Origin of the sequence: Pseudomonas sp. FP2335, assembly GCF_030687535.1 — a bacterium.
Lineage (GTDB): Bacteria > Pseudomonadota > Gammaproteobacteria > Pseudomonadales > Pseudomonadaceae > Aquipseudomonas.
On record NZ_CP117437.1, the window covers coordinates 2,877,814 to 2,892,097 of the forward strand.

The 14,284-nt window shown below is 61.3% G+C and carries 10 protein-coding genes; all 10 read right to left on the bottom strand.

Annotation, left to right across the window (positions count from 1 at the left end; genetic code table 11):
- Positions 1-2: 2 nt before the first annotated feature.
- Genes PSH81_RS12750 through PSH81_RS12795 form a run of 10 tightly spaced genes read right to left on the bottom strand, consistent with a single transcriptional unit; the run spans position 3 to position 14,283 of the window.
- The gene (locus PSH81_RS12750; protein WP_305392679.1) at positions 3-1,943 is read right to left on the bottom strand and encodes a hypothetical protein; all 1,941 of its coding nucleotides are present in this window, start codon (positions 1,941-1,943) and stop codon (positions 3-5) included.
- Positions 1,937-5,380, bottom strand: coding sequence for a DEAD/DEAH box helicase (locus tag PSH81_RS12755; RefSeq protein ID WP_305392680.1), 3,444 nt, complete (start codon positions 5,378-5,380; stop codon positions 1,937-1,939). The genes PSH81_RS12750 and PSH81_RS12755 overlap by 7 nt, the downstream gene beginning before the upstream one ends.
- Positions 5,377-6,711 carry a serine/threonine protein kinase gene (locus tag PSH81_RS12760; RefSeq protein WP_305392681.1) on the bottom strand — a complete coding sequence of 445 codons (1,335 nt, stop codon included), beginning with the start codon at positions 6,709-6,711 and terminating at the stop codon, positions 5,377-5,379. Before PSH81_RS12760 ends, PSH81_RS12755 begins: the two co-directional genes overlap by 4 nt.
- Positions 6,698-7,414 carry a PP2C family serine/threonine-protein phosphatase gene (locus PSH81_RS12765; RefSeq protein WP_305392682.1) on the bottom strand — a complete coding sequence of 239 codons (717 nt, stop codon included), beginning with the start codon at positions 7,412-7,414 and terminating at the stop codon, positions 6,698-6,700. Before PSH81_RS12765 ends, PSH81_RS12760 begins: the two co-directional genes overlap by 14 nt.
- Positions 7,411-7,878, bottom strand: a complete 468-nt coding sequence (locus PSH81_RS12770) for a VWA domain-containing protein (RefSeq protein ID WP_305392683.1) — start codon at positions 7,876-7,878, stop codon at positions 7,411-7,413. Before PSH81_RS12770 ends, PSH81_RS12765 begins: the two co-directional genes overlap by 4 nt.
- The gene (locus PSH81_RS12775) at positions 7,875-9,659 is read right to left on the bottom strand and encodes a Card1-like endonuclease domain-containing protein (protein ID WP_305392684.1); all 1,785 of its coding nucleotides are present in this window, start codon (positions 9,657-9,659) and stop codon (positions 7,875-7,877) included. Before PSH81_RS12775 ends, PSH81_RS12770 begins: the two co-directional genes overlap by 4 nt.
- Positions 9,656-12,421: an FtsK/SpoIIIE domain-containing protein gene (locus tag PSH81_RS12780; protein ID WP_305392685.1), complete on the bottom strand. Its 2,766-nt coding sequence runs from the start codon at positions 12,419-12,421 to the stop codon at positions 9,656-9,658. The genes PSH81_RS12775 and PSH81_RS12780 overlap by 4 nt, the downstream gene beginning before the upstream one ends.
- Positions 12,418-12,648 (bottom strand): hypothetical protein, encoded by a 231-nt coding sequence (locus PSH81_RS12785; RefSeq protein WP_305392686.1) that lies wholly within the window; start codon positions 12,646-12,648, stop codon positions 12,418-12,420. The genes PSH81_RS12780 and PSH81_RS12785 overlap by 4 nt, the downstream gene beginning before the upstream one ends.
- A complete protein-coding gene (locus PSH81_RS12790; protein ID WP_305392687.1) occupies positions 12,641-12,976 on the bottom strand; it encodes a hypothetical protein in 336 nt (111 codons plus the stop codon). The genes PSH81_RS12785 and PSH81_RS12790 overlap by 8 nt, the downstream gene beginning before the upstream one ends.
- On the bottom strand, positions 12,973-14,283 hold the full coding sequence (locus PSH81_RS12795; RefSeq protein ID WP_305392688.1) for a hypothetical protein: 1,311 nt from the start codon (positions 14,281-14,283) through the stop codon (positions 12,973-12,975). The genes PSH81_RS12790 and PSH81_RS12795 overlap by 4 nt, the downstream gene beginning before the upstream one ends.
- Between the last annotated feature and the right edge of the window lies 1 nt (position 14,284).

The window sequence follows — 14,284 nt, forward strand, 5'->3', positions numbered from 1 at the left end:
TCCTATACCTCAATCAGTGCTTTGATGATTTTGTACGATGCCTTGCGCAGCTTCGCGACATCCGTGCTTGCCAGTGGCAGTGGCTCATTTCCGTGTCCGCGTCTGGCGATTAGCGCGGCTACATCGTCGACGAAAGACGGTTGGGTCGCCGACATGGACTTCAGGGTCTGATCGTCGGCCATCAGCAGGAACGCGATCATGCAGGCCCCGAGCGACTGGCCGTTGCCTTGCAGCGTCTGGCGCACAATCGAAGACCTCACAGTGTGCAGGCTTGACGGCAGTCGATGGCACAGGCCGGCCTCGATGGCCCTGTCTTGTGCAGCCTCGATCAGCAGCGCATCTGCCATATCCGGTGGCAGCCAACGGTTCAGCGATAGCTCGAGGACGGACTGCATTGCCGCATATAGGTCACGGACGAACGCCAGGGCATCGTCTCCTTCATGCCAGGAGAGAAAGACCCGTTCCGCATGGACGAGCCGCTCTTTCACGTTCGTCCCGAGGCGATTGAACGCGCCGAAGCCAAACGCGTCCTGGATGCCGGCGCGGGCATCCAGCAACACGTCCGCATAGGTATCTGGGTTGCTGCTGGCGGTCGGCTCGCGGGAGAAGGTCACCTCCGGCAGCATGGCTTCGATGATCTCGCGCACCAGCGGTTCTGCCAGCAACTCCGATTCCGGGGCATCGGCACTGCCTTTCCCATGTCCCTTTTCGTCACGTGCCCTTTTGATTTCGAGCAGATGGCTGATCAGTGCAGGATCGAGCGCGGCCAGGCGTCGCAAGGGATGAGAATCATCGCCCTGCGCGCGAAGGATGCTCAGGGCGAGTAGTGTTTCCAGCTCCGCCTTTCCCTTCATGAAGTCCTGTAGCTTACCCTCCCGAACAGGCCTGAAACCGGCTCCAGGTGGTAGCAGCCCGACCTCGCTGGCCGCGAGGCCAAGCAGTTGCGCGTGCTCCGCCTGTGGGGTGAACTTCAAGCGCTGGATATCGCCTTCGAAGGGACGCCTGGCACAGGCATGGAACAACGACCACTCCACGGCGGCATAGAGCTGGGCGATGGAGCGGAACGCGGCGTTCGGCAGCAGCCGCAAGTTGCTGAGAAGCTTGGGGTAGTGCAGCTGGTTGTAAGGCGTATCGAAGGGTTCTTTTGCACGCTGATCGGGAGAGGGCGAGCGTGGCTGACGCAGTGCTGCCTTCCACCTGCCCAGCCAGTCAGCCGTGGGTTCGTCCTGTTCGAGCAACTGTTCGAATGCCCGTTCAAGTACCAGAGAAAAGCCGTTGCCGAAGGGGTCAGCGATGCGGAACTCGCCGTCGCGTCTCTGAATGGCGATAGGGCAGTCCAGATAGTACCGTTCTGGCTTGTCCATGATCACGATCTGATGCAGTGCAGGTAATGGCTGCTCCTTCCCGAAAATCGCGGATCTTCGCTGCATCGTTCGCGCCACCTTGATCACATCACGCTGGGTGAGCGGCGTGGATTCGGCACCGACGGATGGGATCTTGTAGACGGCCGGCTTCTGTTCCTGCTTGCGCAATGGCTGGTGCTCCAGAACTTGCATGAAGGGCAGGACCTGCCCGCTGACCCGTTCGCGAAACAGCAGCGCGGTAACGAATGCGGGGCTGTCGGCGCCGCTTGCCGTGTTGCTGTCGGATGCTTCGAGGACGCTGTTGAATTCGTCGATCAACCCCTTGTCCCGAAGGCGCAACAGAATGCTTTCGACCAGGTCGCGCGGAATGCACGTGTCCTCGGCAAGTGCCTGCGAGTTCATCTTCCCAAGGGCGAGCAGACTGAGGATGACCTGCTCGAACGGGTTGAGCCTCAGGCCGTCTTCTTCAGGTCTGGGCAGGGTGATCCGGTAGGCATCGACGGGCCAGGACAGATTGCGGCGTCGGCCGACAATTGCTCCGAACGGATCAGGGGTGCCGTAATCCAGAAGTTTCAACATTCCAGTACGACTCCTTGTTCGCGGCAGAGCTTATGGAAATCAACGAGCCCGGGAATGAACTCGGCTGCAAGATCGCCTTCCAACAGTCTCGGGTCGCCGACCACCACCAGTAGTTTCTTCTGGCGGCTCATCGAGACATTCAGGCGGTTGTAGAGGCAAAGGTGACCGAACAGTAATTGCGCCTGTTTTTCGCGGTCATCGGTAGCGGGTTTCCACGACTGCGGCACGGTCCTCACCGTCGATAGGAACACCACGTCGAACTCCATGCCCTGGAACGAGTCAACGGTGCCTATACGCAGTCGCTTGTCATTGTCGCCGAGCGTGCCGAGCTGCTGCCTGATGTAGTCGGCCTGCGCCTTGTAGAAGGAAATCACCCCGAAAGTCAGGTCCTTACCTGCCGCGCAATTCATCCATGCGAGCAGTTGGTGCACGATCACCGTGGCCTCGATCGGGCGAATCCAACTGGTCCCGCTGCGTCGGTGCTTGCCTTTTTCCACGGGTACCTCTAACCACGCGGCGGGTTTTCCGCCTGTATCGGGGAGGGCGTGGGCAAAATTGACTGCTGGCCTTCCTGAGCCGAACTTCTCGGAGGGGTCGAAGCGCTCGTAGAAGTTGCGGCTGATGAAGTCGCCCAGCAGCTCATGCATGCGGTACTGCCTGTCCAGCGTGACCCGGCGAGTGATCTTGTCGCCTTCCTCCAGGGTTTTCAGGCGTTCCGAGAACAGGTAGTGGAACATCGATTTCTTCAGCCAGTCGGTTTCCGACGGGCCGTTTTCGCCGTCTTCCATCCGGCGTGCGACCTCGTCATCGATAATATGCGGCAGCTGGCGGTGGTCGCCGACAAGGATGATGCGCCTGCCCTGTGCCATCGGCACCATCAGGTCACGTGGAGAGACGCGAGCGGCTTCGTCGACGATCACGTATTCGTATTCCAGGCGCTGCTGGTTCAGGTTGGTGTCACCCCCCTTGATGTTTTTCTGGAATTGCATCCTGCGGTTGACACTTTGCTGGCACGTCGCGGCGAAGGCGAAGCTGTAGTCGGATACAGCCTCCAGCATGGCGCGCGGATTGTTGCCGAGCTGGGCGAGAAACTCCGCCAGCGCGGCGGATTTCTTGTCCCGGCCCGAGTGACCCTTGCGCTTGATCTGCTTGATCGCCACGTCTGCCAGGGCGACGATCTCGTCGTTGGCTTTTTCTATGCGGAAAATCGGGGGAGCGCTGAAGCGGGCGAGCAGCGTCCTCTTCAGTGTCGCCAACCGCTGCAGGAACGGCGGAAGGCCATTTTCGTTTCGCCACAGGCTGGCATCGTCGAGCAACGCAAGGTCCTCGCTGTCCAGCACCTCACCGAGATCGGCCAGCGCATCGGCGGCGCGTTCGGGACCATCGTCGGCAAAGCTTTCCGGCCGGCAACGAAGGCGACGCACAACGTCGCGCCACTGGTGGCTGGCTTCATTGAGCTTTTCTTCCAGGCCCATTTTCTTCTTCAGGTTTTCAGCCTGACGTACCTGCTTCTCGCCCAGGATAGCAATGCCGAGCGCTGCGATCCGGGAGGCAAGGCTGGCGGCGAGTACTCGTGTCGGTGTCTGGAGGTACTGCAGGTACAGGTGCCTGATCTCGGTTTCCTGCTCGATTTCGGCGATCTGCGGGTTTCGGTCACGCAGCTCGGTGGCGAGCTTTCCACACCAGCGATCGAGCCGTTCTTCGAAGAGGCTAGCGTCATCCGTGGCTGCATTGGAGCGCTTGCCGAATTTCGGAACGGGAAGGCTGTTGAGCGACAGGCGCTCGATCATGTTCTCGACTGCGTCGTGCTGAAACCCTGTCAGCAGCACCTGGCCCTTGATGGCGATGCCACGCTTGTCCGCCATTTCGTTCAAACGCTCGAGAATGGCCGCGATGACCGTAGTCTTGCCGGTTCCGGGAGGTCCCTGGATAAGGGCGATGTCCGGGGTTTCCAAGGCACAGCTGATGGCATCCAGCTGTTTTGGCGTTGGCGTGTTTTTGAAGACCTTGTTCAGGACGAACGCCGTCAGCGGCTTGACAGGTGACGGCCTGCGGGTCTGGGTAATGACGCCTTTTTCCTCGATCAGCAGGCCGAGCTGGGGATTGGCGGCCCGGCCTTCGAGAATCATTCGGCGCGCCACCAGGCGGCGCTTGATCTGGGCAACCTCGCCTGCTAGGGAGAGGATGAGCTTGCCGGACTTTTCCGGCAGTCTTTCAGTCTTCAGCTTGAGCGTGTTCGATGCCTTGTCGAACTCGCCCACCCCGTAATGCCTATTTCTGACCTGTGTTTCTTCCTGGGCGGGCGCGGGTTCCCGTTCCTCCCTGTGCTCGATGCCGCTGGCGAAATCCTTGAAGCGCAGGGCGGGATCTAGCAGATAGTCCGGGAGCTCCTCTACCCACCGGAGCTCGCCGACCTGGCCTTTGTCCAGGGCCTTGAGTGCGGCCTCGGAGGCTTGGGTCACGCGTACGGCCACGGTTCCGTCCCTGTTCTCGACGCCGCCGGCGACGTGCAATACTCCCACCACGCGCGCCTTGTCCAGCAGCAGTTCACCTTCGAGATCGCCGAACTCATCCCATTTCCTCAAGTAGCTGACGTGGTCCTGGGTCAAGGCTGTCATCTGGGCTTTGGCAAGGAGACGGATATGTCCGGCCCGGCTCCAGTCTGCGAAGTGAAGCTTGCCTTTGACCAGGCGTAGTGCACGGTCCGGATGCTTGCGGGCCTTGGTCATGCGGGTGGTAAGGAAAGTCGATTTGCCTTGGGGCAAGGGCGTCTCTGTCGCCACGAAGCGCAATCCGTCCCCGCTGATGCAGAACGAGTTGCTGCGGGTTGGTTGCTGGATTCGAGCGAGCTGCACGTCGCTGGGCGCTGGCTCCTGGCCAGCTTGCGATTCCGGATCCGGAATCAACTCCTCAGGTTCTGCTACTTCCTCTTCCGGGACGGGGGCGGGCTTGAGCATCTCGTCGATGGCCGGACCTGCGGTCAGAAAAAAGAAGTCGCTGTCGCCTTGTCGAAAGCAGAAATGGCGCTCCAGCAGCTTGTAGAGTTGTTCACCCTTGGGGCCGTTCCTGCGGTGCTCGAGCTCTGCAAATGCTCGTTCGGCATAGTCGTCCACGCCGATTTCCAGTTCACCCATCTCCAGGCACGGACCGGAAAAAAAGGCGATCTGTAGCTCCATGCTGCCGTCGGCAGCACGATTGGCCAGTTGCGCGAGCAGTGCGCGGCCAATGGCGAGTTCGGCGCTCAGTCGCCGGTTATCGATCGGTGTGACGGTCTGCACGGCGATCATTGCGACCTTGAGACGCAGGTCAAACTCATCGGGGCGCGAGAGATCGTTCTCGATCGAATAGACGGCCTGGTCGCGCCACTCTGCCGAGCCTTGACCAACCGGTCGGACGCGGATGGTAAGGATATCGGCTGGTATGTCCTGGAACTTCATTGCACGCCCGCCTCGAAGGTGAAGGTCAAGCTATCGGGGAAAGCAGGGGTGCCTCGGACAGGACGTGCCGTCCTGGCGGTGAAGTCGAGGTCGACTTCGTACGCCTGCGTCTCGTTATGCTCGAATGAAAAAGGATGGAAAAGACGGTGCGGCAGGGCGACGTGCCGGGTGGTGGCGGGAATCACGATCTCGCCCCGCGATGTCCGGGCGCAGGCAAAGGGTGGACGAGGTGCTCGGCAATAAGGGCATTGGGTGTGTTCGTCGAACAGGTAGCTCATCGCGCAGGTATCGCAGTGCAGCGAGTGGTCGAGCGCCTTTTTCAGTTCCAGTGCCCAGAAGGCCATGCTTGGACGGCGATGCGGCTGTAGTCTTCCGGCCCCGAAGGTTTCCTGGAAGAGCCGGCGAAGCCCGGCCGTGGCGACCAGCTCACGCGGCAGCCCTCCAACCCCGGCGTTGGAGTCGTCCTTCGTATCATCGATAAAGGGCAGGTAACCCGCGTACGCCTGTTCGTCTAGGTCAGCAGTCTGGCCGTCGGTCTCTGGCTCGGAGTCCCAGCCGCTTTCATCTTCCTCGGGTTCGAGCACGGCCTTGCCGATGAATGGATGGCAGAGGGCAAGGGTCTTGAAGGCCATCACCGCAAATGCCCAGCAGTCCGACCGCGGGCGCGAAGTATCGGTGCCCCGCACCACTTCCGGTGCGCCATAGGCCGGCGTATAGACCGAGATGCCTCCACAGGGCATTTCAAATCGCAGGTTGTCGGCATCGATGAGCCAGACATCGTTCGATTGCGCACCGAGGAAAACGTTGTTGCTGGAGATATCGCCGTAGACCATCCCCGAGCAGTGCAGGCGGGCGAGGATAGCAGCGCACTCAGACAGTGCGAACAGGCGACGGCGGGTCGAGCCTGTACGAGCGTAATGGACCAGACGCAACGCCAGGTCCTTGTCAGGGACGTCCGCCAGCCACCCAGGAAGGATGAGCTGCAGCTCTTCGAGGTTCTTTTTCGTCTTGCCGTCGAGATCGAAGACGCTGAAGGGCGTCATGTCGTTGAGCAGGCGCATCACGTAACCTGGCTGATCCCGCAGGATGGCCAGCGGTAACGACAGTGGAATGCGTGGCGGCAGCGGCAGCAGGCGGATGTTCTGGAAGCGGTGACGAAGGTCGCTGCTGGTGTCCGGCTCACCCTTGGGGTTGAGCGGTTGCTTGATGGCCAGGTCAGCGTCCTTGGTGCGGAACACGACGCCTTGGCCGCCTCTGGCGAGCTCATCGGCAAGCGTGTGGTGATTACCGTATTCGTCGCACAGGGGCTTTATCCCTTCAGTCTTGTCCATGTGTAATCTCCTCGCGACAGAGAAAAGTAATGGTCTTGTCGTCGCTGTGCTTTGGGGTAGGCCATTTTTCGAGCATCGCTTGAAGACACTGGTTGGCGGTGACTGCGGCCATCGAACGGTGCGCGTCGATCACGCCGGTCACGAAGCCGGGAATGTCCTCCACATCGTCCGCCACGCCGTCGGAGCAGAGCAGGATGGCCAGGCAATCCCGCTCCGGCAGCGAGGAGAATTGCCAGTCCCGCTCGGATACGCGCTGAGACAGTGCTGCCGTGATGTTGGAAAAGCCTTGCGACTTGTCGTCCGCCAGGGACATCACCGAACCATCCGACCTGATTGCCGCGACCAGGCCATCGCCCAGCATGCCCAGGTGGATCACGCCGTTTTTCGTGCGGAAGGCGAACAGGCATGTGGCGGCGCAATCACTGGGTTCGAGTGGTGCGACGAGGGACAGCCAGTTCGACGTGATGCGCTGCAGCAGGGACGCCGGGTTGGCTTCGGCGCGGGAGCGGCAAGCCTGTGTTACAGCCTTACAGGCCGCCTTACTGCCGAAACTGGAAAACGGCTTCGAGCCGAGGCCGTCCGAAACCACGATGCCGTCTCCCCAGTCGCGGTGGAAGGCTGCCCATGCGTCCTGATTGGGGAGGCCGGCAGCCAGGTGCGCGGGGCCTGGAACGCTGGCGCCGAAGCTCTTCCACAACGTCATGCCGAGGGCACTTCCAGCCATCCGTCCAGCGCTGCGAACAGGTCCTCGGCAAGGAAAACGTCCGAGCCCTTGAGCTGCGGATTGGCGTCCGCACCAGTCTTTATAACGCGTACCGAGTCGTCGCGAAGCCTCGCACGCCACTGTTTCAGGTGCCGGGCCTCGGTACTGGACCAGAAACCGTCGGTCAGCAGCAGTATCTTTCCGTCCGGTGAATCACCCAGCAGACGGGTTAGCGCGCTTGCGCTGGATGTGCCGCGGCACACCAGCATATGCTCCGGGTAGTCGTCGGTCATGCTCCAGTCGCTGAAGACCGCTTCGCTCCCCCAGGCACACAATCTGATCTGTTCCTGCCCGCCCGCCAGATGCATCCACTGGGCGATGGTCATGACCGCCGTCCTTGTGATGAATGGCTTGCCCCCTTCACTCATGCTGCCGGAAGTGTCGCACACCAGGAAGAGCGTCATGCAGGCTCCCCGGCCAGTCTGGCGCGCGCGGCGATCCCGCTCATCAAACCATCGAGCTGTTCCAGGAAGGAGCCTCCGCAACAAAGTGCCAGCTTCGCGTCGCTGATTTTCTTGCGCACCGAGTCCGACCTTGGGGGGAAGCAGCAGGCGACGATGCCGCGACCTTCGACACCACCATAGAAGCGGACAAGGTTCTGCAATTTCATCACTTGCTCCTGTGTGACCTTGCCCGCCTTGCATTCGACGATGTAGAGCGAATGCCCGTCGGTGAAGGTGACGTCGAGCTCGTTGTGTTGCACGTCGCGATGGAATGAGCCGTCCTGGTTGAGTTGCAGGGTTAGGTTGATTCGCAGGTCCCGAATGACGCCGCGCTCCTCGTAGGGCTTGCATTGCAGGTAGACGAACTCTTCGAACCAGCCACCGGACAGGTATTTGGCGAAACCCGCCCAGTGATTGAAGTGCAGGTTCAGGCCGTTGCCGACAACCGATGCTTCGGCTTCCCGAGTGAAGGCGAAGACGAACCCGTGGCATTCGATGCGGAACGGTGTCAGTGGCTCCCCTCTTTGCAGGCTTCTTTCGTGCTCGTTGTTGTATCTGCACAAGGCGGTGTAGGCATCAGCGACCTTGCTGCGGTATTTCCACAGTGTTTTGGTCAGGCGGCGGCGGTCCGCCGATAGCTCGTCCTCGGGCTCGACGGTAGACACTTTCAGCCCATCGCCATTGAGCAGCAGGAAGGTTTCGATTGAGTCGATGGGGCGGATGGCCTCCCGACGCAGGCTATCGACATAGGTCACGCGCTGGTTGCGGCTGTCGAAGTAGAAGGGCACGGCCCCCAGTGCCCGGGCTGCGGACAGTGCGCCCGCGAACATCAGCTTGGTACCGCCGGTGAGGTTCACACCGATACGTGCGCCAGGCGGCAAGGTCCTGGCGTGGGCAATGATCCTTTCCTGCACGTCCTTGGCGTCCCACGGGTCGACCGGGAGCTCGTCGAAGTTCGCTTCCTGGGTGAACGCGCGCATGCAGGTCGCCGGGAAGTCTTGGGAGTTTACGAACACATGCCGGTTGGAGGCAAACTGGCGGATGCCCAGCAGCGATGGCATACGTTGCTCGCCGAACAGGTGATAGGTCACGGCGAACCCTTCGTGAGCATTGCCGATCGCCGCCTGGGTGGCGCCGTGGCGTTGCAGCCATTCGGCAGGCAGAGCAATGGCTTCCGGCGGCTTGCCGATAACGGGAGAGACTATAAGGCGCTTTTTCAGGTGAGGATGGGCCAGGGCTGCCAATGCCCACATGAACGCCATGACCGGGGTGCCGGGGCTCAGGTAAAGCGTCACGAGCTTCTCGCCGGCGGCCTTGGCGACGAAGTCCAGGGCGCGCATGGCACAGGCGTAGATGCCTTCGGAGTCGTTCAGTTCGCGGAGCGTTTCGCTCTTCAGCGAAATGCGCGCCTGCCTGCCGAACCTCGGCAGTTGCGCCTCCAGCCAGCGAGCGAAGTGCACGTGGGCGGCGGGCGTATTGGCGAACGTGGAGACGAAATCGTTGGTCACGCCGCGATCCTGTTGCTGGTTGGCAGCATGGATCGCCGCTAGCCGTGTCGCCAGGTCCGCACAGGAGGGGGGCGACGCGTCATCCTGGAGGTCGTTTCGTGTGTAGCCAAGAATGACGATTTCGCTGTAGTCCTCTGCCGCCAGCGCTGCGGCGATTGGACCTTCCGTGCTTTCGAATCCCAGCGATGCGCGAAAATCCGTGATGCCATACCAGGTGAGTAGAAACTTCTTCATAGGGAACTCTTGGCAACGTAGGGGCGGAACCAGGTTGTCTCACCGGTCATGCGGTTCACCAGAACGGCCCGGTTGGGCTTTTCGAGACCTTTGAACTTGCCGATTCCGGTGGAGATGAGCGAGCCGGCGTCGTCTTCGGTCATGCAATACGCCAGGCGCTGTTCAAAGCACGAAAAGAGCTCCTTGCATGCCGTTGCGCAGCGCTGCCAGCGCTCGACGAAGACGAACACGAACACCCCCTGGCGCGGACCATCCTCGGCGATCCGCTTGAGCAGATCGCCGGGAGAGGGCGGCTCACCTGGCTTGGGGGCCTTGAAGGCGGTCGGTGGGTGCAATAGTTTTTCCGAGTCGAGACCGTCGATGATCAAGGCGACGCGGCGACTACCGATTGAGTCGGCTATGGCTTGCAACGGAAGAGCCGCGATGTCGTCGAACACTTGCACGGGACCGCTAGGCGCGTGTGACCCGGAGGTGAATTGGCCTTTCGCAGTGACGCCGCGTGCGTTGAAGTAGATGATCTCGTCGAAACGGCTGGATGCCACCAGACTGGACAGCGTTGCGTTGAGCAAGCCGTCGTGGATGGCATCGTTGTAGCCGCTGAACAGGACATTGAAGGCCGGGCGCTGGATGAGTGGAACCGTGAGCATGTCGGCGTCGAACGTCAGCTGTTGCCCGAGCAGCAGGGAACCGTCTCCTGAACAGACGTTCTGGTAGGTAGTAGCGCAAGGCGGCTCAGGCAGGTGGGCGCCATCGAAGATCCGGGTCTTGTCCGCCATGCCTTGACGCGAAGCATGTTGCGCCAGCGTGCTGATGTGTTCGCGGCAAGTGTCGCTGTCTGCTAGGGGTATCAGGAACTTGACGTTGCCGGACCTGGCCCCGTTGGCGTTGTTGATGATGCCCTCGGGCGGGCTCTGCAGCTCCGCCGCTGCCCAGTTGTTCGCGCCCAGGATCATCGCTGAATCTTCCTGGCCGCAGGCCAAGGCGATGCGGCAGCCCAACTGGGTGATGATGCTCCCCAAGGACATGGCATTGATACCCTTGAGAGTCTGCGTCGCGAGCAGGACATGAATGCCGAATGAGCGCCCCTGCTTCAACAGTTGCGACAGGAATTGTTCTGCTGCCTCTGCCACTGAGCGTGTGCCGGCGAAGAGTACCTGGAACTCGTCGATGACCAGGAGGACTCTGGGTAGCTGCTCGCCTGTGCTGGCGCGGAAACTGGCGAAGTCAGAGACCTTGTTCTCCTTGAACATGTGTCCGCGCCTCTGCAATTCACCCACCAGGTGGCGAAGGACTGTGGTGCCGTATTCGGGATCGCTTTCCGTGGCGACCAGCCGGGCATGGGGAAGGGGCGGGTCGGCATAGACACTGAATTCCGTCGATTCCTTATAATCCAACAGATAAAGGTCGACTTCCGCCGGTGAATAGCGCTGACACAGGGAGTGGATCAGGACGTGCAGCAGGTTCGACTTGCCTGACCCGGTCTTGCCAGCGAGCAGTGCATGGTGTTCGGACGTTGTGGCACCGAGGACGAAGGAGGCGGGCGCGCCGGCGGCTGTCCATCCGATTGGGATGTCGAAGCCTGCGCAGGTCGTGGCGCCCCTGGAGAAGCCGGACCAGAGATCCTTCATCGACCGGCTGAACTGTGCCTGTCGGGCGCATTCTTCGGCGAGCGCCGAAAGGTAGGGACCCAGCTGTTCCTGGGGGGGCCATTGTTCGGACTTACAGGTCAGTGAAAGGCCGTTGCGCGCGACGGACGATGTTGCGAAAAGGGCATCGAACGCCGCGACCGCCTGCGCTGCGGTCGAGCGGAGTTTTTCGTAGCGTTGGTCCTTCAAGCGCTGCTCGTCGATCGCGATTATTGGCAGGACGCCGCAGCGCGGGCCGTTCTCGCATAATCGCTGGAGGAACCACAGACTTTTTTCGGACAGTTGCTCCGGCGCATCGAAAAGCACCAGCACTTTGTACGTAAGACGGCATTCGGGGTTCTTCGCGTTGTACGCCGACCAGTTCGCGGACTCGTTACTGAAGCGATGCTGGAGCAGTTCTTCGATGTCATTCGTCAGTTGGCCGAGCGCCGACTCGATCTCGTCCGCGCGCGTCAGCACCCGTTGTGCCGGTACCAGTTGCTCGACCTTGAGCAGGGGCAGGAACGGCTCGACCGATTGTCCCAGTCGCATCGGATCGATGAACGTCAACTCCAGCTGCGCCGGGGGCAGGGCAGAGAGCAAGCGCAGCAGCAGGCCGGATATCCACTGCGTGTGGCCCGTGTGGCCTTGAGAAAACGCCAGGGCGCTGGAGAACGGGAAGGGGATGGCGTTTGGCGTCGAACAGCAGAGATCCTCGAAGCCCAGTTGCCGAGAGCCGAGATACAAGCGCTCAGGCATTTCCGTGACCGCCCATGACGCCGTAGGGACCAGGTCCGTCAACGCTGGCTGTTCGCGGCGAAGCCGCTCAGCCGAGCGCATCGCGTCTGTGGCAATACCTTCCCATTGCTGCACGAACGTTGATCGCCAGGCCGTTGTCCGCTGCGCGCGGCTGGCGCCCGTCTGTCTTTCTTCATCTGCCAGCCGCCGCAAGGCCTCTTCCGTCGAGGCAGCCTGGAGTGTTTGCAAGTCTTTGCGCAGCCCCCGAAGGGTTTGCTCTCTTCTGCTCGCGGCGGCATTGAACTCACGGTCGATGCGGGTCAGGCCTTCCTGATAGTCGGCGATGGCTTGCATGATCTTGGAGACGATTTGGTCCGGATGCTCGGGCGATCCCTTCATACATCACGCTCCCCTCGTGAAGTTCCTACGTCTTGCGCTTCCTCGAGGAGGCCGTCGATGGCCGTGACCTGGCGCTGGTAGTCTTCGCTGAAACTGCACAGGCAGGCGATGTTATCCTGGATCGGGGAGAGCACTTCGTTGGCGATGGAGGTGCCGAATCCATCCCGCACCCCAGCGTTGAACCTGTTTGCACAGGCCGCCATCAGTCCCATGACATCGTCAAACATCGACATCTCCCGAAACATCGTCCATGGGGACTTCCAGGACATGCGCATCGGTGGCGATGCCTGGAAGCAACGAAGCACACAGCTTGCCCGGTAGCAGGTAACGGGATTCAAAGTCCGGATCCTCGCACCTGATTTCGCTCAGGAACCTCTGCCACCGCTCTTCGGACAGGTCGATCGAGCGGCAGCCTGCGGTCAACTCCAGCAAGTGCGCCGTGGCCTCGTCTACGTCATCCATGTCGCCGGTATCGACCGCGCGCTGCAACTGCTCCACTCCTGCCCAGACCTGTTCAAGGATGGCAGGCTCCAGTACGGCGAATCGCACTTTCATGGCTGTTTCTCCTCGCTCTGGCGGATGAAATCAAGACAGGACCGGTCTATCTCATTCTTGCTCGGCAGCATGCCTATCAGAGGCGAGCCCGTCTCGCGCAAGGCATCGCGCAGCTCTTTCTCTTTCTCGGGCGAAAGGTCCTTGATGTCCCGCGAGCAGAGCGTGCATTGCGCATCCGCTTGCTTGTGTCCTTCGGCCTGGAACACCATGTGGTCCTTCTGCGCGAAGAGGTACTGGGCCTTGCCGCATTTCACCTCCAACGCCAGCGAGCCGCCCACCGGTGCCCCCATGCCCGGCCCACGCCCCAGTACGACTGGGACACGCAGGTCGGTTATCAGCAGGTCGGTCTTGGTGTAGCGGCCGTTGTCGCCAACGAACGTCCGCCCTTGTGTCTCGATGCGACCACCCAGTGGCGCCAGGGCGTGGCGAACCAGTTGCTCACCGAATTCGCCGCACAGCTCGATGCGGACCTTGCGCACGACCCCGTTGCGCTCGACATCGCCTTTCGCGGCAACCCATTGCTCGCGGAACCTGTCGACCTTCGCCCGATACTTGGGATTTCGTTCGTACAGGTACTCCTGGAGCATCTGCCGATGCTCCGCCGACAGGTTCATTCGATCCCGCAGTACATCTGGTGTGACGACGCCACCCTGTTTTACCGGGTCCCACTTCAGCCAGGAATGGAAGTCCGCAGCGACGGGATGGGTCGCCAGGTAGGCCTCCAGCGCTTGCTGGGCCGCAGAAAGGCGTGTAATACCGAGATCAATGGCCTGGCCGACGCCGAGAAGCCGTGCATTGCACTCCTGCTGCGCTTGCGCCAGTGCCTGCGCGGCCATCGAGGCCGCTTGCCTGGTCATTTCCAGGCGACGTTCCATGGCCATGCGGTTCTCCATGGCCCGCTCGTGATCGACCCGTGCCTGCTCCAGTGCGTTGCAGGCCTGGTCCACTTCGGCTCTGCTCTGCTCAGCGCAGTCGTGCTCCCAGGAGCAATCAGGATTCGACCCGTCTTCGGCGAGCGGTTGGATGATGCAACTGGACAGCGAGCTCTCGGCAGCGTCGAGACTGGCGTATGCAGTGTCCACGGCCTGTCGGGCATCCTCGGAGGCCTGGCTGGCGTCCAGCTCCAGTTGCATGGCGTTGTCCAGCAAGCCCTCGCTGTGCTGTGAGGCGTTTCGAGCGTCTTCGTACTTGTGCTCTGCCAGGGCAACCTGTGCTCGGCAGGATAACTCCAGGGCCTCATGGATGGCCTGCAGATCGCGCACGAGATCTTCGAGATTTTCCACTTGCCCTATGGATACGAGTGCCATT

What these genes read in the sequence shown, in the direction of transcription:
- PSH81_RS12755 (WP_305392680.1), bottom strand. Translation starts at nt 5,380, where the DNA reads ATGAAGTTCCAGGACATACCAGCCGATATCCTTACCATCCGCGTCCGA.
- PSH81_RS12750 (WP_305392679.1), bottom strand. Translation starts at nt 1,943, where the DNA reads ATGTTGAAACTTCTGGATTACGGCACCCCTGATCCGTTCGGAGCAATT.
- PSH81_RS12780 (WP_305392685.1), bottom strand. Translation starts at nt 12,421, where the DNA reads ATGAAGGGATCGCCCGAGCATCCGGACCAAATCGTCTCCAAGATCATG.
- PSH81_RS12785 (WP_305392686.1), bottom strand. Translation starts at nt 12,648, where the DNA reads ATGTTTGACGATGTCATGGGACTGATGGCGGCCTGTGCAAACAGGTTC.
- PSH81_RS12770 (WP_305392683.1), bottom strand. Translation starts at nt 7,878, where the DNA reads ATGACGCTCTTCCTGGTGTGCGACACTTCCGGCAGCATGAGTGAAGGG.
- PSH81_RS12790 (WP_305392687.1), bottom strand. Translation starts at nt 12,976, where the DNA reads ATGAAAGTGCGATTCGCCGTACTGGAGCCTGCCATCCTTGAACAGGTC.
- PSH81_RS12760 (WP_305392681.1), bottom strand. Translation starts at nt 6,711, where the DNA reads ATGGACAAGACTGAAGGGATAAAGCCCCTGTGCGACGAATACGGTAAT.
- PSH81_RS12775 (WP_305392684.1), bottom strand. Translation starts at nt 9,659, where the DNA reads ATGAAGAAGTTTCTACTCACCTGGTATGGCATCACGGATTTTCGCGCA.
- PSH81_RS12795 (WP_305392688.1), bottom strand. Translation starts at nt 14,283, where the DNA reads ATGGCACTCGTATCCATAGGGCAAGTGGAAAATCTCGAAGATCTCGTG.
- PSH81_RS12765 (WP_305392682.1), bottom strand. Translation starts at nt 7,414, where the DNA reads ATGACGTTGTGGAAGAGCTTCGGCGCCAGCGTTCCAGGCCCCGCGCAC.